The following is a 19222-nucleotide window of genomic DNA, read 5'->3' on the forward strand; positions in this document are numbered from 1 at the left end:
TATGAATCTTTCAATTCTTGATGAACTTCAACCGATTGCTGAAGAATTACAACGACATATGTCTTCTCATGTTCTAGAACACCTAGCCAAAGAAAAAGGATTCGTCCAGCGAAAGAGTAAATATCAAGCACAGGAGTTAGTCGCTTTATGTGTATGGATGAGTCAAAGTGTAGTTTAGTTTAGAAAACTTTGCAACAGGACCATTCTGTATATGTCAAGTGAATATATGGATAGTTACTATTTATCAAGAGAGATTCGCACGTTAATTTTTATCTGTTTTATTTTTTGAATACTCTAAATCTTCATCTTCTACTTTTAATTCAGCAGAATTAGTAATTTCAATCATTCCTACTTGAGTTTGGAATCTATTTAGAAAATCAGTTACTAATTTAATTAATAAAAAGAAAACAATCATTTGAATAATCATACAAGTCCAAAGAAGATAATCAGACCAGTTCAAGTTCATCCCTCCTTTATTTGTTTTGCTAATTTTAAAAAGTTATTCATGCTCGAACGAATAAAAAATAGTGAATTTAAAATAGAAATAAAGAAAAGTAAAAAAATTGATATTAAGACTGATAGTACTGCATTACTATTAAAAATAAGATTAGGGTCTTTTGGATGAATTAATACAGCGTTTAAGCTGAGAAGATTTGTTTGGTTCTTTAAAAGAAAATAAACTACAGTTAATAAGACTATATTACGAAATACTAAAAACCAAGATAAATGGTGATTACCTGCTATTCCTCCACAACCACATGATATAGTGGTTCTTTTCTTTAATAAATTGATTACGATACCTGTAGTGTACAAAACTAATAAAATAAATAATACTAATCCGGAAATAACAGGAAATAAGCCTAGTAATAGCAAACTAGCACAAGAAAATTCTAAAATGACTTCAAAAATAGAAAAGGATTTTGCTAGTTTTTGAGGAATAATTTCATATTCCTTTACAATGATGACATGTTTTTTAAAATCTGAAATTTTACTTATAGCAGTTGATAAGAAGAGAATGCCGATCATTACTCTTAATATTAAAATGATTTCACTCACGTGTAATTCTCCCTCTATAATTAGTAGTACATCAATATTTTAAGTTGCTTATTCGTAAATTCTAGATACTATTTCACATTCTATAGAAATAGCATCTAGTCAGTTTCTAAGGGATTACTGTTCGGAATATTCACGTATCTTGTTGTCATAGAATTCTGCTTGAGTGGTATATAGTTCATGATACTTTCCCTTTTGCAATACTAGCTGTTCGTGGGTACCAAATTCAACTAACTTTCCATTATCTAATACAATGATTTTATCTGCTAGTTTAGCTGCTGACATTTTATGTGAAATCAAAAGTGTTGTTCTTTCTTCTGTTAATTGTTTGAATTTATCGAAAATCCCCCTTTCAGATAAAGGATCTAAAGCTGCGGTAGGTTCATCTAAAATCATAATAGGGCTATTTTTAAATAAGGCTCTCGCAATCGCTACTTTTTGCCATTGTCCACCGGAAAGTTCTTCTCCCTCATATAAAAATCGACCTACATATGATTGATATTTATTTGGAAACTTTGTTATATCTGTATGGATTCCTGATTGTAGAGCAACATCCTGGATTTTTTTCTTATCGTTTCTTTCTGATATATTTCCAAAAGTAATATTTTCTTCAATTGTAAGGAAATATTTGGTGAAATCCTGAAAAATAACAGTGATGTTATCTCTAAGGGAATTTAATTGAATTTTATTTATAGGTACGTCATCAAAATAAATATTTCCAGATGTAAGAGGATATAGACCAAGTAAACATTTAATTAAAGAGGTTTTTCCCGATCCGTTGTGACCAACAATCGCTATTTTCTCTCCAGGTTTAATTGAAAATGATACATTCTTTAAAACTTCTTTTTGACTATTTGGATAGGAAAATGATACATTTTCAAATCGAATTCCTTGGTATAACTTACTAGGAAATGTGATTGTGTTTTTAGTATTAGATTCATTTTCTTCAAATGAATCTATATAGTTAAAATAATCATGAATATATAGTGTATCTTCATATAGTAGTGCAATACTTGCAGAAATAGAATGTAAAGAATTTTGAGTACTATGCACAGCTTGTCCAATAGAAACAAATTCTCCGATTTTAACAGCTGACTTTTTTATTAACCAAATAATGATTCCTGCAGAACTGCAATATGAAATAGCTATGATACCATCTAAAAATGTTTCAGCTTTGCTTTTTGTTTTCAAGAAAGACAGAGAGATTTTCATATTTTCTGTATATTTCCGCTTCCATCTATCTATAAAATGGGGATATAAATTAAACACCCTTACTTCTCTAGCCGATTCTTTTTCCATAATCAAATTCTCAATATAACTAGCTTCTCTAACAATAGGAGTTAAATCTTTTTGGAGTTGAAAGCCCTTATTTCCCAAATAAGATTTGATTAAAAGAGTTGGTATGAAAGCAAAAGTACTAATCAAGGCTAAGCTCCAATGAATTGAAATTAAAAAAATAATTAAAGACGTAAGAGCTATTAATGATTGTATTATGGAAAATAAATTATTAATTGGTGACAAAAGGCGAGGTCCTGTATTTGATCTAACACGATTGGTGTAATTGTAAAAATTAGGATCATCAAAATTAGAATACGGTATTTTGATAGATTTATTAGCAATTTGTTCTGTTAGCAACCTATTAAGTTTAAAAGATAACTGTTGTTCGAGATACGTTTGAAATTGTTTAATAACCGTTTCCAATATTAAAAGCATGAATTGTGATATAAGCAATACAATGGCTAAAGTATTACTTTCACTTTTATTTTCTATTAATAGTGCTATGTTATTTATTAATTCTTTTGTAATTAAAATTGTTCCAACCGGTAGCATTCCTAAAATTAATATAAAAAAGCTAGAATAAAATAACCAAAGTTTATCAACCTTCCAAATCAGCTTGAATATTCTTAGTATGTATGAAATTAACATATTAAAATCACCACTTCTTTTAATTTCTTTGTAGGTTTCTTTTTGTATTGGAAAGATAGAATTTTGTTATATCATTTTTTTAGTATTTTCAAATAGCAGAGAGAAAGGTGCATTGATTTTATTATCCTTAATATTATGATTAAAAGAGAAATAGGAGATACAGGAGAGCAGTAATAAAAAGTTCCCCTATCAAATGTATAGCATGTTGTACCTCAAATTTATAATATCTGGAACAAATTTTTTATAAATTTCAACCTGAAGTTACTTAAATAAGTTTATCTGCTATTGTCGAATTTCTTGTAATAATTCCTTGTGAATCGATATGTATAAAAGCTGGGAAAGCAAATACTCTTAACTTTTTTTGTTGAACAATAGATAACGGATAAACAGGCATGGTACTTTTAAAATGGACATGTTCAACAAATTGATTGTAAAATTCTTTGTTTTTAGAATCTATGTATAAGATTAGGTTATGAGACTTATGTTTGTTGTTATCAATTATTTCGTCTAACTTGTCATGACAAAACATACATGTTGGGGACATTACCATAATAATAGATTCTTTATGGTGCGTGTAAGAACTAGGTAATTCTAAAATTTTTTTTATATCTTGCCCTATTAACGGATCCTTGTATTCACCAGAGAGATAAACTTTAGGGAGCTGGTGTATTACTTGTTTTAGTTTAGTGATTTTTAAAACTAATATCAAAAGTAAAGATATCCATAATAAAAATAAAATAAAATATATAATCATATGATGCACCTTTCTAGATATAGTAGAGCCCAAAGGACGAATGTACATTCGCCCTTTGGGTTCTACATAGTTTAGCAACAACCATTTTTGATTATTTTTCCATTTATAAACGTATATCTCTGTGGATACATATATCCATCTTTCCCTTTACATAAAACATAAGAGTCACATCCAGTTTCAGTATATTGCGGCTTATCAACTTCGACTTTTTTAACTCCAAATAATTTTTCTAATAAATTACTCATAGAAAATTCCTCCTTTAATGTTATATATTACAAATGAATAATAACACAAAATAAACAAAAAGTTAATTGAATTTTATGTTTTTGTCGAATAATCAGAAAACTATTACGGTACAAAAATAAAATAGATGTTTAAAAAATGGTATTAATTAGAATTTATACTTTTTATCTTGTATGAGAGAAATAAGGATATTCTGGTATTTTTATAGTTAAGAAAAGGCTTATTCTAAGAGGGGTAGATCAGATGACGGAGAAAGAAGAAAATGAGTTCTGGTGCAAAAACTTCAGGACAATTGCAATGAATCTATAAATCTTGGACATACTGATACTATTACTCTAGAAAGGGTGCATGATTTGGTGGAAATGATGAAGAAACGGGGTTTATCCATTTCTCATACAACGATCATGCGTTGGGTTCATCAGTATGATCCTGAATTGGACAAACGAATCCGTCGTCACCTCAAACAAACAAATGACTCTTGGAGAGTCGATGAAACATATATCAAAGTAAAAGGTCAATGGATGTATCTGTATCGTGCTGTTGATTCGAAAGGAAACACAATTGATTTTTTCCTAAACAAAACAAGAGATCAGAAGGCTGCAAAGCGCTTTTTAACGAGACCTGATCTAATAGTAATTGTTTCTTCTCCGACAATATATTTTGTCGAAAACCAACTCCAAATAAATAATATTGCTAACGGAATTGTAAAAAATAAAAGAAAATATTCTCTCCCTGCAAATATGGGAGCAAAACACGCTCCAATGACAACGAAAAAAATCGGATATAACCATACATCTTTTTTTGATGGAAATTCCACTAAACTTCCCCTCTCTTGATTTAAGTCAATGAATCTCCTCCTCTTCCCTATTACAATGAAAACAACATTAGAATAGGAGGACGTATTATGACTGAGCGAAAATTTTCCTTATTTGCTGGTACTTCTCTTCTTATTATGGCATTCGCTGCATTTTTTTCTTACGGTTTTGTTCACGGAAATCTCGTTGTACAAGGAGATGCGAGCACGACACTCCATAATATTCAAACTTCAAGTTCACTTTTCAAAGCAGAAATTTTCGGATGGATTATCATTTTTATTACGGATATTATCGCCTCGTGGGCTCTTTACTTCTTTCTAAAACCTATCCATGCTAGCCTCTCATTACTAGCCGCCTGTCTTCGTCTTATGTATACAGCTATACTTGGGATTGCTATATTCAATTTAACATTTGTATTACTTCTTTCAAAAAGTACAGTTGCTAATTCAGAAGCATATACAATGTTATTTCTAGAAGCTTTTGAATACATTTGGTCTGTAGGATTAGTCATTTTCGGCTTACATCTTCTCACCTTAGGATACGTAACCTTTCAATCTACAAACATACCGAAAACTATTAGTATATTACTGCTCATTGCTGCTATCGGTTATATCGTAATTCACGTCATGAATACAATGTTTTCACAATATGATACGATTATTTCCATTCTTAATGTTGTCTTTCAACTACCGATGATCGCTGGTGAACTAGGATTTAGTATATGGCTATTGCTTAGAGGTGGAAAAAACTCTACTGTTTAAGTCGTTTCTTAATTCTGCTTAATGATTCTGGCGTAATACCTAGATAACTTGCCAATTGATATTGAGGAACACGATGAATTAAATGCGGGCGTTTTTGTAATAATGATTTGTAGCGCTCTTCTGGTGTCGATGCAATAAATAATGTAAGTTCTTCTTGTACTTCACCAAAATTGTATTCAATCATTTGGCGCGTCATTTCTTCTAACTGTGAATATTTCTTATACATGTCCTTTTCACTATACAGATCGCCAACTACTACTATACAGTCTTCTAAACACGTTAACGTATGCGGGGATGATTTATCTTGTTTATGATGATTGAAATTTGCGATTGCTTGTTCTTCTGTATAAAAATTTGATGTAACCTCTCTCCCTGCTTCATCTATACAGTGCTGCCTCACGCATCCTTTTAATACAAAATAACATTTAGACGGAACATCTCCTTGTCTTAGGAGCACTGTTCCTTTTTTATATTCTTCAATTTGTAATTCACTCAGGATCAGTTGCTGCTCTTCTTCACTTAATGTTGTAAAACTCTTCATATACTTCTTTAATATCTCTTCCATTTCTCTCCCCCTTCTTCACTTAAATTTCTATAAAACAAAAAGAGAAGTATCACAACTTCTCTTTTCTCCCCTAACATTATAATTCCTGTGTATACACCGGTTTGTTCACCACATTTTTTGCTGTTCGCTTTTGTTGCTGTAGTAAGAAAACAGATACACCAAACAATACGAGCATGCTACCGATAATTTGCATTGCGTTTAATTTTTCTCCAAGTAAGAAGAACGCTAGTATAGATGCCCCAACTGGTTCCCCTAGAATACTCATTGAAATTGTTGTTGCATTTACGTAGTTTAATAACCAATTATTAATGACGTGTGACACTGTCGGTACAATCGCAAGTAAAAGAAAAATACTCCAATCCCACTTCGTATAGCCTGTAAATGGCACTTGAAGTATAACGTTATAAATCGCTATAAATATACCAGCGAAGGCAAATACAGTGAAACTATAAATCCAATGCGATACTTTCTTTACTGTCGTTTGTCCGATAAATAAATAACCGACAACTGCTATTACACTTAAAAAGGATAATATATCCCCATAAATTGCTTGCTCACTTAGCCCTAAATCTCCCCAGCCAATACACATTACGCCTAGTATCGCAATCCCCATCGTCGCAATTGCTGAATAGGTTGTTCTTTCTTTAAATAGAAAAAAACCTCCAACTAAAGATACGATAGGTTGCAGCGCTAAAATAATCGTCGAACTTGCTACTGTCGTATGCTTTAAGGATTCAAACCATAAAAGAAAATGAAGTGCTAAAAAGAAACCAGATCCAATTAAAAATCCCCAATCTTTTATTTGAATCTTACTAAACTCTTCCCGTTTTTTCCAAACGATAGGCAGCATAATAAGTACGATAATCCATAATCGATACATACTTAAAATTGAAGATGGTGCTGAGGACATCTTTACAAAAACAGCTGCGAATGAAATGGCTATAATGGAAATTGCTAATGGTAGTGCGATTGATCTTTCTTGTTTCAAATCCTGTCTCCCCTCTCACCTGTAAAAAATCCCACTTCATTATATCCGTTTTCTTTCATAACTTAAATACTAATTTTTTAGATTCTTCGTACCATTATGGTAAAATAGAAATTAAGGCACCTATTAGTGATTATTTCTTTCCTTTTCACTACAAGCGTCGCTCTTACAATCATTACAGTAAATTTTTATTTAGGGGGATCTACATGAATCAAACAATAGGGAGAATTGAAGAAATTTCATTTTTTAGTACATCACTTCAAGAGGAACTTACACTTCTTGTTTATTTACCAGTAAATTACACACCTCTCCATAAGCATACGGTTGTTATTGCACAAGATGGTAGAGATTATTTTCAGCTTGGTAAAGCGCACCGTGTAATTGAGCGTCTTCGTGAAACTGAAGAAATCGACCGTACAATTATTGTCGGCATTCCATATAAAAATGTACACGATCGTAAGGAAAAATATTTCCCGAGCGATGTAAAGAATGCTGCTTACATTCGTTTCCTTGCTCATGAGCTTGCTCCATATATTGATGAAAATTATCCAACGTATCAAATGGGTAAAGGACGCGTTTTAATTGGAGATTCTCTTGGCGGTACAGTTTCCTTTATGACTGCACTTATGTATCCGCATACATTCGGTAAAGTCGTTATGCAGTCACCATTTGTTGATGAAACAGTGATGAACTTAGCAAGAGACTTTAAAAATCCAGGGGCGTTAGAACTTTATCATGTCATTGGGACAGAAGAAACAGCTGTCAAGCGCACAGATGGACAAGTATCTGATTTCGTAGAACCGAACCGTGAGCTAAATACTCTTCTTACAGATAGAAATTTCATCACGCATTATGAAGAGTTTGAAGGGAATCACACATGGAAATATTGGCAAGCAGATTTACCGAAAGCATTTTCTCATATTCTATCAATGAAATAATAGAGAGCGATATTCAGAATAATTTGATATAATAGATAAAGAGATTTATTCTCAAAATCTAACTAGACTTGCAAAGGGAGGAATTGGAACATGAAATTAGGAATTGTAATTTTCCCATCAAAAATGATTCAAGATAAAGCAAACGGATTGCGTAAACGTTATGATCCACATTACGCATTAGTTCCGCCACATATTACATTGAAAACACCCTTTGAAACGCAAGATGAACAATTAGAATCGATTGTGAATGAGTTACATACAATCGCAAACAAAACGAACCCTTTCACCCTTCATGTTGGAAAAGTTGGTTCATTCGCACCTGTTAATAATGTTCTTTATTTTAAAGTAGAAAAAACACCTGAACTTACTTTCTTAAATGAAGAAATGCATAATGGATTCTTTACACAAGAGCGCGAGTACTCTTTCGTACCTCATTTAACAATCGGTCAAAGCCTGTCAGATGCAGAGCACGCTGATGTATTAGGTCGATTACGTATGAAAGATTTCTATTATGAGCAACCAATCGATCGTTTCCACCTTCTATATCAATTAGAAAACGGAACATGGACTGTACATGAAACATTCCACCTTGGAAAGGGGAGCAACTAATTTGCACGCACAAATCGTACAAACAGACGAGCAGCTAAGTGATGCATTCTCTGTACGTAAACAGGTTTTTGTAGAAGAACAACGTGTTTCTTCTGAAGAAGAATATGATGAATTTGAAGATACTTCGGTGCACGTTGTTGTATATGACAATGACATTCCAGTCGGTGCGGGCCGCTTTCGCATTGTTGATGGAGTTGGAAAAATGGAACGCATTTGCGTACTGGCCTCCCATCGCCAAAAAGGTATTGGCAAAATCATTATGGATGCACTTGAAGCGCATGCTAAAGAAGAGTCTCTACCAAAATTAAAACTCCATGCTCAAACACATGCTGAAGTTTTCTATAAAAAGCTAGGATACGTGACGGCTTCTGATGTATTTATGGAAGCAAATATCCCGCACGTCGTAATGATAAAAGAATTGTAATTTTGTAGCAGGAGGTAGCCCCTCCTGTTTTTTACATTGCTATTTTCTTTTTCTTCCGCTAAAGTTAAATGTTGATGCTATAGTTTTGAAGGTGAATATATGACACAAGAAAAATTTTCACAAAAACCGTTAACACACGCTGGTATTCCGCAAGCGACGTATCATATTCCGAAAACATCTACCCATTTAATTATGGAAGAAGATGCAGATGCGGCGTATTTCCGCGCTTTAGAACAGCAAGGTGTTTATTTAAATGAAAAACAGTTAGAAGCAGTGCAAACGACAGAAGGACCTGTCCTTACACTAGCTGGTGCTGGAAGTGGTAAAACATCTGTTTTAACAACTCGCGTTGGTTATTTAGTTAATGTAAAACATGTTCATCCACGAAATATTTTGCTGCTGACGTTTACACAAAAAGCAGCTGAAGAAATTCGAAGCCGTGTAGCGAATTTACCTGGTATGAATCATGCCGCAAGTAGCTATGTCGTTGCTGGTACATTCCACTCTGTCTTTTTAAAATTGCTTCGTAGTCAAGGATATAATCAGCAAATTTTAGCAAATGAAAAACATAAACAAATTATGATAAAGAAAATTTTGAAAGAATTACGCTTAAAAGACGCTTATGATGCCGAAACGATACTCGCTATGATTTCACTTGAGAAAAACAAATTGAATCGTCCGAAAGATGTAAAAGCGAAAACACCGGTTGAACAAGAGTTCAAAGAAGTATACGAACGTTTCGAAGAGGTAAAACAACGGTACAATTATATCGATTTTGACGACATCTTATTAGAAATGTATTATCTTTTAGAAAATAACGCTCCCCTGCTTACTCAATTACAAGAGCGTTTTCATTACATTGAAGTAGATGAGTTTCAAGATACGTCGTATGCACAATATGAAATTGTAAAATTGTTAGCCACGCCAAGAAATAATTTATTTATCGCAGGTGATGACGATCAAGCGATTTACGGCTGGCGAGGGGCAAGTCACCAAATTATTTTATCTTTTCCAAAGGAATTTGATAATACAACGATTATCGCACTTAATACGAATTATCGATCTAATCCATTTATCGTCGGACTTGGAAATGAAGTTATTAAGCTCAATCAAGAACGTTTTGATAAAGAGCTATATTCTGTTCGTAACGATGGCATGCAGCCGTTTTATGCACGACCTGCGACAACTCTTGATGAAGCAAATCAAATTTTGCAACTCATTCAGGAAAAAGTAGATAGTGGTGAACGAAATTATAAAGATTTTTGTTTATTATATCGTACACATTCTGTAAGCCGTTCTTTACTTGATCAGCTTACAATTCATAAGATTCCATTTATTAAACATGGAGCGAGCCAATCGTTCTACGAACATTCTTTAATTAGGCCCGTATTAGATCACTTACGACTCGTGCTTGAACCGTTCCGCCTCGAATCACTTTCAAATATATTACCAACAATGTATATTGGCCGTGATGAGTGCATTTCATTTATTGAACGTGAACAATGGAAATATGGTGAGGGCCGTTTCCCTTCTCTTCTTCATTTTCTATTACTAAACCCAAGCTTGAAACCTTTTCAAGTTAAAAAAGTAAATGAGCGAATCGATTTTATTAAGTTTATAAAAGAACTTGAACCGAAAAAAGCATTGAAAGAAATTATTCATGGTAAAGGAAAGTATTTAGAGTACTTACAAAGTAATGATCGTTCTTCCTTTACGATGCATAAGGACATACAAGAAGAGATGTTAGAAGAATTAATGGAATCAGCAACTCGCTTTACGGATATTTCAGCTTACTTACAATTTATTAATGAGGCCATTCAAGGTCAAAAAGAAATGGAAGCATTAAAAACAATGCCGCAAAAAGATGCCGTATCGCTTATGTCGATTCATAACGCGAAAGGCCTTGAGTTTCCATGCGTCTTCTTACTCGGTGCAAGCGATGGCATACTGCCGCATACTTCTTCTTTAAAAGATGCCAATGACCGTGTGACGGAGACTTCTGAAGCATTAGAAGAAGAACGACGATTACTCTATGTCGCAATTACGCGTGCTAAAGAAGAACTTTACATTTCCTCCCCGCAATTTTTCAGAGGAAAGAAACTAGATATATCTCGTTTTTTATATACTACGCGAAAAGATTTACCTGAAAAGACATCCGCTAAATAAGGATGTCTTTTTTCCATATCACGATATGTACATCCCCTCTATATAAATTCCCTGTTTCTATCCTGAGAATTAACGTAATATCAACCATATCCCGTTCATATTGTAATAGTGTATGTCAGAACTCACGATAAGGAGTGAACATAATGAGCTGCAATTGTAATGAAGATCATCATCACCATGATTGTGATTTCAACTGTGTATCTAATGTCGTTCGTTTTATACATGAACTACAAGAATGTGCAACCACAACATGTGGATCGGGTTGCGAAGTTCCATTTTTAGGAGCACATAACAGCGCATCAGTAGCGAATACACGTCCTTTTATTTTATACACAAAAGATGGAACACTTTTTGAAGCATTTGCGCCTTCAGGAAGCCTTACTAGTTGTACCTCTCCTATTTTCCGAGTTGAAAGCATAGATGATGATGGCTGTGCTGTATTACGTGTACTAACCGTAACTATAGGCGGAGATCCTATATCACCTGGCGATAATCCAATTTGCACGTTTTTAAATGTTCCAACTGCAACTTTAAGGGGAACGAATTCTTGTATTACTGTTGATTTAAGCTGTTTCTGCGCTATTCAATGCTTACGTGATGTTACGATTTAAAACTGAATAATGATTTAAGCATGGATTGGGTGGCAGAAATTTCTGTCACCCAATCCATGCTTAAAAGGTACTAATATATTTTTTATAAAATTAGGAACTTGTCTAGAACAAAGAACTTATCCCTTTCATTGAATAAAAGTAGAAGAAATAAAGGAGTGAAAAACATGCTCTCTTCTGATAAATATAAATTTAATAAAATTGATTGCAACGCAAAAGCCGTTAGTACATTGCCAGCTTTCGGCTTTGCATTCAACGCTCTCGCCCCTCAATTCGCTTCATTATTCACACCACTATTATTACCTAGTACAAGTTCAAATCCAGATCTCACTGTTCCAGTAATAAATGATACAGTAAGTGTAGGAAATGGCATTAAAATCCAAAGAACTGGTATTTATCAAATCAGCTATACATTATCAATAAACTTTAATGATCCTAATTTTATACCATCAGCGGCTCGTTTTTTCTTATCATTAAATACGCCGCAGAATGTTATTCCTGGATCTGGTACAGCAGTACGCTCTAACGTTATTGGTGCTGGTGAAGTAGAAGTTTCCAGTGGTACTGTTCTCATTAACTTAAACCCTGGTAATTTCATTCAAATCGTACCGGTTGAATTAGAAGGTAGTGTAGATATTCGCGCTGCTGCATTAACAGTCGTACAAATTGATTAACTAAAAGTGGTATTTCTTATTTGAGATACCACTTTTAATTATTAAATGAAAAACACTCACATTAACATGAGTGTTTCATTCTTCATATTGTTTTATTGTATTTTTCTTCTTGCCACAATTACATCCCTTTTTCTTCACAAAGCCTTGTTGCTGTAATTGTTCTTGATATGCCTGTTGTTGTTTTTGTTGCTGTTGCTGTAGGTAGTACCACTGCTGAAGGTCATATGAATTTGGCCTTGGATTATTGCTCACAGCAAACATCTCCTCTACTGTCAATTCTGTCTATTTACTATATGAACAACTCCTTATTTCCGTTCCCTCATCCTTTTAAACTCCGCTTTCTCTAACATGAAAATTCATTATTCTTCCATAAAATATCCTGTAATTGTTTCAATAATTGCTGCTGCTCCTGCAATAGCTAATACTGCTAGTAATGGCTCTGCAACAATTTGAATCCAATTATATAAGACTAATAAAAAAGCACTAACCCATACACCTGTACACCAATAACAACTTAATAATTCTCCAATCCACTTCCTGAGCCCTTTTCCTTTCACCTTCGTATAAGTTGATACACTTCCGTCAGATTCCGTAATTTCTAATTCTTCAATAAACGGTCTTCGCAAAAAGCCAGTAATTTTATCATAAACGATAAGGCGTGTTAATCGAAAAGCAGCTAATGCGAAAATAAAAAATAAAAGCCAACTTGTAAATAGCATACTTTCACCTTCCCTTACCTTCTTTAGCCTATTTAAAAAAAAAGCGCTTTAGAGTGTGACCGATTCCCTTCCGCTCCAATATCTTATTAATGTAAATACAAACAAGAAGATAAGGAGTGACATTAATGAGTTGTAACGAAAATAAACACCATAGCTCTTCTCATTGCGTAGCTGATGTTGTAAAATTTATCAATGAATTACAAGATTGTTCTACTACAACATGCGGATCTGGTTGCGAAATTCCATTTTTAGGAGCACACAGCAGTTCATCAGTAGCAAATACACGTCCTTTTATTTTATACACAAAAGATGGAACACTTTTTGAAGCATTTGCACCATCAGGAAGTCTTACTAGCTGTACATCTCCGATTTTCCGTGTCGAGAGCGTAGATGATGATAGCTGTGCTGTATTACGTGTATTAACTGTAACTATCGGCGGAGATCCTGTTAAACCTGGTGACAATCCAATTTGTACGTTTTTAAATGTACCAACTTCAACTTTACGCGGTACAAATACTTGTATTACCGTTGACTTAAGCTGTTTCTGCGCTATTCAGTGCTTACGTGATGTTACTATTTAATAAGTAAACTAAAAAACTATTGGGGTGGTAGAATCTATCTACCACCTTTACATAATTTAAAAAACAGCCATATCAATTGATTTTATCTCTTCTATAGATACTCGAATATCTCTCATACTATTTGGCGGCATAATTGATACAACACCATTTCGGTACGAAATAATAGATCCTACATATGAGACTGTCGCTGTTTTTATTCTACATCTTACTTTCGGAATGTAATGAGGGCGGTTTAATAAGAAATGAATTTTTTCTTCATTGTTCATATCTTTAAATGCTTTATTATGTGGTACTGTCGTCACCTGCTTTCGTTGTTCTCCAACTTCTATTTGTTCCACTTCCTCTTGTTTCTCTTTGTTCACAATTTCTTTTTGTTCTACCACCTTCTCAACTTCTTTTTGTATTACCATTTCTTCCACCGCACTACTTATACTGGATTGCTCTCTATCACCTTGTTCCTGCCTATTATCATTTTCAAAGTTTGTAAGGAGAATTCTTTTTATTTTCAGTGTATCAAGTTCTAAATTTACTTGCGTTATATATAGCAACGGTTTTCCAACTGTTGAGCCTTTATTTTTATTCTCCACACTCGTCCCTCCCACTTCCATAAAGTGAATCTTTCATCAACGAGGAATTTTTCCCTATTTAATTATTAATTGAACAAATTAGGCTAACGTCCACCAAGACTCTTTACACTTACTAAATCTAAAGGGAAAAGCCTGATTATCCTCTACTGTTGAATAAATCGTGTACTCTTATAGTTATATTCATCCTAACGCAATAACTTTCGTTAAAATTCTTTCTTTCTCTAAAACATCAAAAGGGCAGTCTCACTATATAGAGACTGCCCTTAAAAAGTTATAATCGATATCATATTTATCCTAAAATATGATATCCTGAATCAACATGAATATTCTCACCTGTTACTCCGCGTGCTAAATCACTGAATAAGAATACTGCTGTATCCCCAACTTCTTCTGGAGTTGTTGTGCGGCGAAGTGGTGCGCGCTCCTCGATTTCTCTTAAGATTGAGTTAAAATCGCCTACACCTTTCGCAGATAACGTACGAATTGGTCCTGCAGAAATAGCGTTAACGCGAATGCCATGTTGTCCTAAATCATTCGCTAAATATTTCACGCTAGCTTCTAATGAAGCTTTCGCAACACCCATAACGTTATAGTTTTTCACAACACGCTCACCACCAAGGTATGTTAACGTTAAAATATTTCCGCCTTCTGTCATTACTTTCTTCGCTTCTCTTGCTACAGCTGTTAAAGAGAATGCACTAATATTTTGTGCAAGTAAAAATCCATCGCGAGAAGTATCTACAAATTCGCCTTTTAAATCGTCACGATTTGCAAAAGCAATACAATGTGCTACACCATGAATTGTACCAACTTCTTGCTTAATCGTTTCAAAGCAAGCTGTAAGTTCTTCATCATTCGTTACGTCACAAGGTAATACAAGTGATTCTTGCCCTTCTAATGTATCCGCTAATTCACGAACGTTTCTTTCTAAACGTTCTCCTGCAAATGTGAATATTAATTTTGCACCTGCATTATGCAAAGAGCGAGCAATTCCCCATGCAATACTTCTTTGGTTCGCAACGCCCATAACAACAAATGTTTTCCCTTGTAATAGTTCCATGATATATCCTCCCAGAAATACTTATACTTGTTATTAGTACCTGATACTATAATAATAGTACCATAAAACCTCTTAAAGGCAAACAAAAAAGTCATTAACTTAAATTCGTTAATGACTTTTTGTTTCTATAAAAAAACGCTCTAATCCTTCTTCCCAAGAAGGCATTTCTAAAAAACCATTTAGTCGTAGCATGTTATGTTGAAAAATAGAATATTTCGGTCTCGCTGCCGCCGATCCAAATTCTTCGGTTGAAACAGGTAATACATTCACTTTCATATTTGCATATGAAAATATTTTTCGAGCAAATTCAAACCAAGAACATGAGCCTCTATTTGATACGTGATACGTACCGTATAAAGAAGTATGAATGAGCTTATTAATAATCATATTTAAATCCGCCACATACGTAGGAGAGCCGATTTGATCCGCTACAACAGATATTTCTTCTCTTTCTTTTCCTAATCGCATCATCGTTTTCACAAAATTATTTCCATACTTACCATATAGCCACGATGTACGAACGATAAAATATTTATTATGTAGCTCTTTAACGAACTGCTCCCCCGCAAACTTAGAGGCCCCGTATATATTTATCGGCGCTGGATTATGAAATTCATCATATCCATCCGGTCTGTCCCCTTGAAATACATAATCGGTACTAATATAAACTAACTTAGCCCCTACTAATTGTGAAGAAACCGCTACATTTCGAGCTCCTATCGCATTTATTAAATAAGCAAGATCTTGTTCTTTCTCAGCATGATCAACCTTCGTATACGCTGCACAATGAATGATTATATGTGGCCTTATTTCTTGTACCACTTGCTGAATTCGGGATATATTTGTTACATCTAGTAACCTTTTATCAAATGGATATATATCATATTCTTCAGGATTTAATTCTTCTTGTAGTTGTTTTCCTAATTGACCATTTGCTCCTGTTATGATAATCCGCTCTTTCATTTACATGCCCCTTACTTTTCTTTTAGTCGTCTCCACCATTCCGTATTGTTTTCATACCATTCCACCGTTTCTTTTAACCCTTGTTCAAACGTATACTTCGGTTCCCAATCAAACTCATTCTTCATCTTTTGTGCATCAATCGCATAACGACGATCGTGACCTAAACGGTCTGTAACAAATTCAATATCTTTTTTCGTTTTTCCCAATAGATTAATAATTTGTTCCACAACATCTACATTTGTTTTTTCGTTATTTCCGCCTATATTATATACTTCTCCTAAACGCCCCTTATGCAAAACAACATCAATCGCGCTACAATGATCCGTTACATGTAACCAATCTCTTACATTTAATCCATCACCATATAACGGTAGGTTTTTTCCTTCCAGCGCATTCGTAACCATTAATGGAATTAACTTCTCAGGATATTGATACGGCCCATAGTTATTGGAACAACGCGTCACTATGACTGGTAATTGATATGTTTTATAATAAGATAAAGCTATCATGTCAGCGCTCGCCTTACTGGAAGAGTATGGACTATTTGGAGCTAACGGGGTTTCCTCGGTAAACTTCCCTGTTTTCCCTAAAGACCCGTACACTTCATCTGTTGATACTTGCACGAGTTTAATATGTGGATATTTTTTCACTAACTCTAATAAGGTGACTGTCCCGATTACATTCGTATCATAAAAAGGAATAGGATTTTCAATGCTACGATCCACATGTGATTCCGCTGCAAAATTTACAATTATTTGCACGTCACGTTCATTAATAATATGCTCCAGCAGCTCTCCATTTTGGATCTTCCCCTTTATGAATGAATAGTTAGGATTGTCTTGAATTGACTTTACATTATTTAAATTCCCGCTATATGTTAATGCATCGTAATTAATAATTTTATATGTTTCATAGTTTTTTAACATATAGTGAATGAAATTACTTCCAATAAATCCTGCTCCACCTGTTACTAGTATCTTCATAAACAACTCTCCTACTTAAAAACTATCTTCATATCCCTGAAGTAATGGTAATATGCGGTCCTTATCAGACAAAATAGGGTTTGTTACCGGCCATGGAATTGCTAGTTCTTTATCTTCCCAAAGCAACCCTGAATCATGCTCAGCACTATAATACTCATCTACTTTATACATAACAATTGTATGAGGTACAAGCGTACAAAAACCATGAGCAAATCCCTTTGGCACTAATAATTGCCGGTGATTATCCGCGCTTAAAATATACCCTTTCCATTGTTTAAAGGTTGGTGAATCTTTTCTTAAATCTACGATAACATCATAAATTGCCCCTTGAACAACTTGAATGAGTTTCGTTTGTGCTTTCGGTTTTTTCTGGAAGTGTAGTCCTCGAATCGTTCCCGCTTTAGCTGAATAAGATACGTTATCCTGTACAAATGAATCCGTAATTCCTAATGTTTCTAGCACCCTCTTATTATAACTTTCTATAAAGAAACCTCGATCGTCTTTAAATAACTTCGGTTCTAACAATTTCGCATCGGTAAAATTTGTGTCTACAACTTTCATATTCTCACCTATTCTCCATTAAACTGTTTCCCAAAGTTTATATCCCGCGCTAACGTATTCGCCCTTTGAAGAGAAGCATGAGTTCCTGCATCCGTCCACCAGCCGCTCATTTCATTATAAGTAAGTACCCCTCGTTTTAAATACCAATTATTTATATCCGTAATTTCAAGTTCTCCCCTTGCGGAAGGTTTTAATTCTTTTATATAAGAAAAGACTTTCGAATCATACAAATAAATTCCTGTAACAGCATAAGAACTTTTCGGTTTCTTCGGCTTTTCTTCAATTTCAATTATTTTTCGGTTTTGAATATGTGCCACACCAAATCTTTCAGGATCTTCTACAGATTGAAGCAGCACTTTAGCACCTTCTTTTTGATTTGTGAATTCTTCAACATATGGACGAATATCATCTGAAAAGATATTATCTCCTAATATAACTACCATACGATTATTCCCGATGAAATCCTCACAAAGCCCTAACGCTTGCGCAATTCCGCCTGCCTTATCTTGCACACGATACGTAAAGGACACACCAAATTCGTGACCACTTCCTAAAAAGCTAACAACATCTCCCATATGCTCTTTACCTGTAATAATCATAATATCTGTAATCTCACATTGTTTCAGTTTATATACTGCATGATAAATCATCGGATACCGCCCAACGGGAAGTAGATGTTTATTCGTTACTTTTGTTATTGGATATAGTCTCGATCCAGTTCCGCCCGCTAAAATAATCCCTTTCATTATGCATCTCTCCCTTATGATGGAGATAGTACATCTTTATAATGTTCCATATACTTACTCTGTTCCATCTCAATCATATGTTATATGCACACAAAACTTTCCATTTTTTTATATTGTTCCATATAATTAAAGTTTCTTTTCAAGCATACAAATATCTATGTCATTTTCTCATTAATTTTCACCTATTATATAACGAGAGATTTACGGAGGTGAATTTATGTCCAATCATAATGATTCAAACAGCTTAAATCCAGTTGACTCTTTATCTTCCAGCACATCTGATCCTGCATTTCCACAATTTCCTTTGACACCTGGACCTACTGGGCCATCTGGTACTATCGGACCGATTGGTGCCACTGGACAGACTGGCAACACTGGGCCGACTGGTAACACTGGACCATCTGGCACTACCGGACCTACTGGTGCTACTGGACAGACTGGCAACACTGGACCAATCGGCGATACTAGGCCGACTGGTGCTACTGGACCATCTGGTACTAC

The 19222-nt window shown here is 34.3% G+C and carries 23 protein-coding genes and 5 pseudogenes; 11 read left to right on the forward strand and 17 right to left on the reverse strand.

Annotation, left to right across the window (positions count from 1 at the left end):
* Position 1: 1 nt before the first annotated feature.
* Positions 2 to 172: pseudogene (locus JTF23_RS16650) on the forward strand (IS4 family transposase); the annotation flags it as partial.
* A 90-nt stretch (positions 173 to 262) separates the two neighbouring features.
* Here JTF23_RS16650 and JTF23_RS16655 read toward each other — a convergent pair.
* From JTF23_RS16655 to JTF23_RS16675, 6 genes and pseudogenes are all read right to left on the reverse strand, one after another.
* Positions 263 to 466 carry a hypothetical protein gene (locus tag JTF23_RS16655; RefSeq protein ID WP_252188026.1) on the reverse strand — a complete coding sequence of 68 codons (204 nt, stop codon included), beginning with the start codon at positions 464 to 466 and terminating at the stop codon, positions 263 to 265.
* Positions 463 to 1056 carry a MauE/DoxX family redox-associated membrane protein gene (locus JTF23_RS16660; protein ID WP_204209207.1) on the reverse strand — a complete coding sequence of 198 codons (594 nt, stop codon included), beginning with the start codon at positions 1054 to 1056 and terminating at the stop codon, positions 463 to 465. Before JTF23_RS16660 ends, JTF23_RS16655 begins: the two co-directional genes overlap by 4 nt.
* 114 nt (positions 1057 to 1170) lie before the next feature.
* Positions 1171 to 1941, reverse strand: coding sequence for an ABC transporter ATP-binding protein (locus JTF23_RS28490; protein ID WP_427226764.1), 771 nt, complete (start codon positions 1939 to 1941; stop codon positions 1171 to 1173).
* Between the two features lie 186 nt (positions 1942 to 2127).
* Positions 2128 to 2979 (reverse strand): annotated as a pseudogene (locus JTF23_RS28495) (ABC transporter transmembrane domain-containing protein); the annotation flags it as partial.
* Between the two features lie 265 nt (positions 2980 to 3244).
* Positions 3245 to 3733, reverse strand: a complete 489-nt coding sequence (locus tag JTF23_RS16670; protein WP_061676105.1) for a hypothetical protein — start codon at positions 3731 to 3733, stop codon at positions 3245 to 3247.
* 71 nt (positions 3734 to 3804) lie between these two features.
* Positions 3805 to 3978 (reverse strand): hypothetical protein, encoded by a 174-nt coding sequence (locus tag JTF23_RS16675; protein WP_204209209.1) that lies wholly within the window; start codon positions 3976 to 3978, stop codon positions 3805 to 3807.
* Between the two features lie 348 nt (positions 3979 to 4326).
* Here JTF23_RS16675 and JTF23_RS16680 point away from each other — a divergent pair.
* Positions 4327 to 4591 (forward strand): annotated as a pseudogene (locus JTF23_RS16680) (IS6 family transposase); the annotation flags it as partial.
* Here JTF23_RS16680 and JTF23_RS27880 read toward each other — a convergent pair.
* A pseudogene (locus JTF23_RS27880) lies at positions 4581 to 4793 on the reverse strand (PH domain-containing protein); the annotation flags it as partial. The pseudogenes JTF23_RS16680 and JTF23_RS27880 sit on opposite strands and share 11 nt — an antisense overlap.
* Before the next feature lie 87 nt (positions 4794 to 4880).
* Between JTF23_RS27880 and JTF23_RS16685 the strand changes: the two are divergent.
* Positions 4881 to 5552: a DUF4386 domain-containing protein gene (locus tag JTF23_RS16685; protein WP_204209210.1), complete on the forward strand. Its 672-nt coding sequence runs from the start codon at positions 4881 to 4883 to the stop codon at positions 5550 to 5552.
* Here JTF23_RS16685 and JTF23_RS16690 read toward each other — a convergent pair.
* Both JTF23_RS16690 and JTF23_RS16695 read right to left on the reverse strand, forming a co-directional pair.
* On the reverse strand, positions 5542 to 6117 hold the full coding sequence (locus tag JTF23_RS16690; protein ID WP_002158855.1) for a Crp/Fnr family transcriptional regulator: 576 nt from the start codon (positions 6115 to 6117) through the stop codon (positions 5542 to 5544). The two genes, JTF23_RS16685 and JTF23_RS16690, sit on opposite strands and share 11 nt — an antisense overlap.
* 76 nt (positions 6118 to 6193) lie before the next feature.
* On the reverse strand, positions 6194 to 7105 hold the full coding sequence (locus JTF23_RS16695) for a DMT family transporter (RefSeq protein ID WP_002158858.1): 912 nt from the start codon (positions 7103 to 7105) through the stop codon (positions 6194 to 6196).
* Positions 7106 to 7308: 203 nt separating this feature from the next.
* On the opposite strand from JTF23_RS16695, the gene JTF23_RS16700 reads away from it, so the two are divergent.
* From JTF23_RS16700 to exsF, 6 genes are all read left to right on the forward strand, one after another.
* On the forward strand, positions 7309 to 8040 hold the full coding sequence (locus JTF23_RS16700; RefSeq protein WP_002158859.1) for an alpha/beta hydrolase: 732 nt from the start codon (positions 7309 to 7311) through the stop codon (positions 8038 to 8040).
* Positions 8041 to 8130: 90 nt separating this feature from the next.
* Positions 8131 to 8649, forward strand: coding sequence for a YjcG family protein (locus JTF23_RS16705; protein WP_002201352.1), 519 nt, complete (start codon positions 8131 to 8133; stop codon positions 8647 to 8649).
* A gap of 1 nt (position 8650) precedes the next feature.
* The gene (locus tag JTF23_RS16710) at positions 8651 to 9073 is read left to right on the forward strand and encodes a GNAT family N-acetyltransferase (RefSeq protein ID WP_002158861.1); all 423 of its coding nucleotides are present in this window, start codon (positions 8651 to 8653) and stop codon (positions 9071 to 9073) included.
* Positions 9074 to 9172: 99 nt separating this feature from the next.
* Complete coding sequence (locus JTF23_RS16715) at positions 9173 to 11239, forward strand: ATP-dependent helicase (protein ID WP_002201354.1); 2067 nt, start codon at positions 9173 to 9175, stop codon at positions 11237 to 11239.
* A 143-nt stretch (positions 11240 to 11382) separates the two neighbouring features.
* A complete protein-coding gene (locus JTF23_RS16720) occupies positions 11383 to 11850 on the forward strand; it encodes a CotY/CotZ family spore coat protein (protein ID WP_078180030.1) in 468 nt (155 codons plus the stop codon).
* A 164-nt stretch (positions 11851 to 12014) separates the two neighbouring features.
* A complete protein-coding gene (exsF, locus tag JTF23_RS16725; RefSeq protein WP_199714912.1) occupies positions 12015 to 12521 on the forward strand; it encodes an exosporium protein ExsF in 507 nt (168 codons plus the stop codon).
* A 75-nt stretch (positions 12522 to 12596) separates the two neighbouring features.
* Here exsF and JTF23_RS16730 read toward each other — a convergent pair whose 3' ends face one another.
* Positions 12597 to 12782 (reverse strand): cytochrome C oxidase subunit III, encoded by a 186-nt coding sequence (locus tag JTF23_RS16730; RefSeq protein ID WP_199714924.1) that lies wholly within the window; start codon positions 12780 to 12782, stop codon positions 12597 to 12599.
* Positions 12783 to 12880: 98 nt separating this feature from the next.
* Positions 12881 to 13240 carry a DUF1360 domain-containing protein gene (locus tag JTF23_RS16735; protein WP_002158866.1) on the reverse strand — a complete coding sequence of 120 codons (360 nt, stop codon included), beginning with the start codon at positions 13238 to 13240 and terminating at the stop codon, positions 12881 to 12883.
* A 125-nt stretch (positions 13241 to 13365) separates the two neighbouring features.
* Between JTF23_RS16735 and JTF23_RS16740 the strand changes: the two genes are divergently transcribed.
* The gene (locus JTF23_RS16740) at positions 13366 to 13821 is read left to right on the forward strand and encodes a CotY/CotZ family spore coat protein (protein ID WP_199714911.1); all 456 of its coding nucleotides are present in this window, start codon (positions 13366 to 13368) and stop codon (positions 13819 to 13821) included.
* A 56-nt stretch (positions 13822 to 13877) separates the two neighbouring features.
* Here JTF23_RS16740 and JTF23_RS16745 read toward each other — a convergent pair whose 3' ends face one another.
* The 6 genes from JTF23_RS16745 to JTF23_RS16770 form a co-directional block, all read right to left on the reverse strand.
* A complete protein-coding gene (locus JTF23_RS16745; RefSeq protein WP_080013736.1) occupies positions 13878 to 14429 on the reverse strand; it encodes a CotO family spore coat protein in 552 nt (183 codons plus the stop codon).
* A 268-nt stretch (positions 14430 to 14697) separates the two neighbouring features.
* A complete protein-coding gene (gene fabI / locus JTF23_RS16750; protein WP_002158869.1) occupies positions 14698 to 15468 on the reverse strand; it encodes an enoyl-ACP reductase FabI in 771 nt (256 codons plus the stop codon).
* A 108-nt stretch (positions 15469 to 15576) separates the two neighbouring features.
* Complete coding sequence (rfbD, locus tag JTF23_RS16755) at positions 15577 to 16431, reverse strand: dTDP-4-dehydrorhamnose reductase (RefSeq protein ID WP_078180026.1); 855 nt, start codon at positions 16429 to 16431, stop codon at positions 15577 to 15579.
* An 11-nt stretch (positions 16432 to 16442) separates the two neighbouring features.
* Positions 16443 to 17414 carry a dTDP-glucose 4,6-dehydratase gene (gene rfbB, locus JTF23_RS16760; RefSeq protein WP_078180025.1) on the reverse strand — a complete coding sequence of 324 codons (972 nt, stop codon included), beginning with the start codon at positions 17412 to 17414 and terminating at the stop codon, positions 16443 to 16445.
* A gap of 15 nt (positions 17415 to 17429) precedes the next feature.
* Positions 17430 to 17975, reverse strand: coding sequence for a dTDP-4-dehydrorhamnose 3,5-epimerase (gene rfbC, locus JTF23_RS16765; RefSeq protein WP_078180024.1), 546 nt, complete (start codon positions 17973 to 17975; stop codon positions 17430 to 17432).
* A gap of 8 nt (positions 17976 to 17983) precedes the next feature.
* Complete coding sequence (locus JTF23_RS16770) at positions 17984 to 18721, reverse strand: sugar phosphate nucleotidyltransferase (RefSeq protein ID WP_002201364.1); 738 nt, start codon at positions 18719 to 18721, stop codon at positions 17984 to 17986.
* A gap of 217 nt (positions 18722 to 18938) precedes the next feature.
* On the opposite strand from JTF23_RS16770, the pseudogene JTF23_RS28355 reads away from it, so the two are divergent.
* A pseudogene (locus JTF23_RS28355) lies at positions 18939 to 19222 on the forward strand (hypothetical protein); the annotation flags it as partial.

It is taken from the genome of Bacillus sp. RIT 809 (assembly GCF_016892495.1).
Lineage (GTDB): Bacteria > Bacillota > Bacilli > Bacillales > Bacillaceae_G > Bacillus_A > Bacillus_A cereus_U.

Bases quoted from the DNA above. Each gene is read 5' to 3' on its own strand.
- JTF23_RS16685 (WP_204209210.1), top strand. From the start codon at position 4,881: ATGACTGAGCGAAAATTTTCCTTATTTGCTGGTACTTCTCTTCTTATT.
- JTF23_RS16705 (WP_002201352.1), top strand. From the start codon at position 8,131: ATGAAATTAGGAATTGTAATTTTCCCATCAAAAATGATTCAAGATAAA.
- JTF23_RS16715 (WP_002201354.1), top strand. From the start codon at position 9,173: ATGACACAAGAAAAATTTTCACAAAAACCGTTAACACACGCTGGTATT.
- rfbC (WP_078180024.1), bottom strand. From the start codon at position 17,975: ATGAAAGTTGTAGACACAAATTTTACCGATGCGAAATTGTTAGAACCG.
- exsF (WP_199714912.1), top strand. From the start codon at position 12,015: ATGCTCTCTTCTGATAAATATAAATTTAATAAAATTGATTGCAACGCA.
- JTF23_RS16700 (WP_002158859.1), top strand. From the start codon at position 7,309: ATGAATCAAACAATAGGGAGAATTGAAGAAATTTCATTTTTTAGTACA.
- JTF23_RS16720 (WP_078180030.1), top strand. From the start codon at position 11,383: ATGAGCTGCAATTGTAATGAAGATCATCATCACCATGATTGTGATTTC.
- JTF23_RS16670 (WP_061676105.1), bottom strand. From the start codon at position 3,733: ATGATTATATATTTTATTTTATTTTTATTATGGATATCTTTACTTTTG.
- JTF23_RS16730 (WP_199714924.1), bottom strand. From the start codon at position 12,782: ATGTTTGCTGTGAGCAATAATCCAAGGCCAAATTCATATGACCTTCAG.
- JTF23_RS16740 (WP_199714911.1), top strand. From the start codon at position 13,366: ATGAGTTGTAACGAAAATAAACACCATAGCTCTTCTCATTGCGTAGCT.
- JTF23_RS16655 (WP_252188026.1), bottom strand. From the start codon at position 466: ATGAACTTGAACTGGTCTGATTATCTTCTTTGGACTTGTATGATTATT.
- rfbD (WP_078180026.1), bottom strand. From the start codon at position 16,431: ATGAAAGAGCGGATTATCATAACAGGAGCAAATGGTCAATTAGGAAAA.
- JTF23_RS16690 (WP_002158855.1), bottom strand. From the start codon at position 6,117: ATGGAAGAGATATTAAAGAAGTATATGAAGAGTTTTACAACATTAAGT.
- JTF23_RS16745 (WP_080013736.1), bottom strand. From the start codon at position 14,429: ATGGAAGTGGGAGGGACGAGTGTGGAGAATAAAAATAAAGGCTCAACA.
- fabI (WP_002158869.1), bottom strand. From the start codon at position 15,468: ATGGAACTATTACAAGGGAAAACATTTGTTGTTATGGGCGTTGCGAAC.
- rfbB (WP_078180025.1), bottom strand. From the start codon at position 17,414: ATGAAGATACTAGTAACAGGTGGAGCAGGATTTATTGGAAGTAATTTC.
- JTF23_RS16735 (WP_002158866.1), bottom strand. From the start codon at position 13,240: ATGCTATTTACAAGTTGGCTTTTATTTTTTATTTTCGCATTAGCTGCT.
- JTF23_RS16770 (WP_002201364.1), bottom strand. From the start codon at position 18,721: ATGAAAGGGATTATTTTAGCGGGCGGAACTGGATCGAGACTATATCCA.
- JTF23_RS16675 (WP_204209209.1), bottom strand. From the start codon at position 3,978: ATGAGTAATTTATTAGAAAAATTATTTGGAGTTAAAAAAGTCGAAGTT.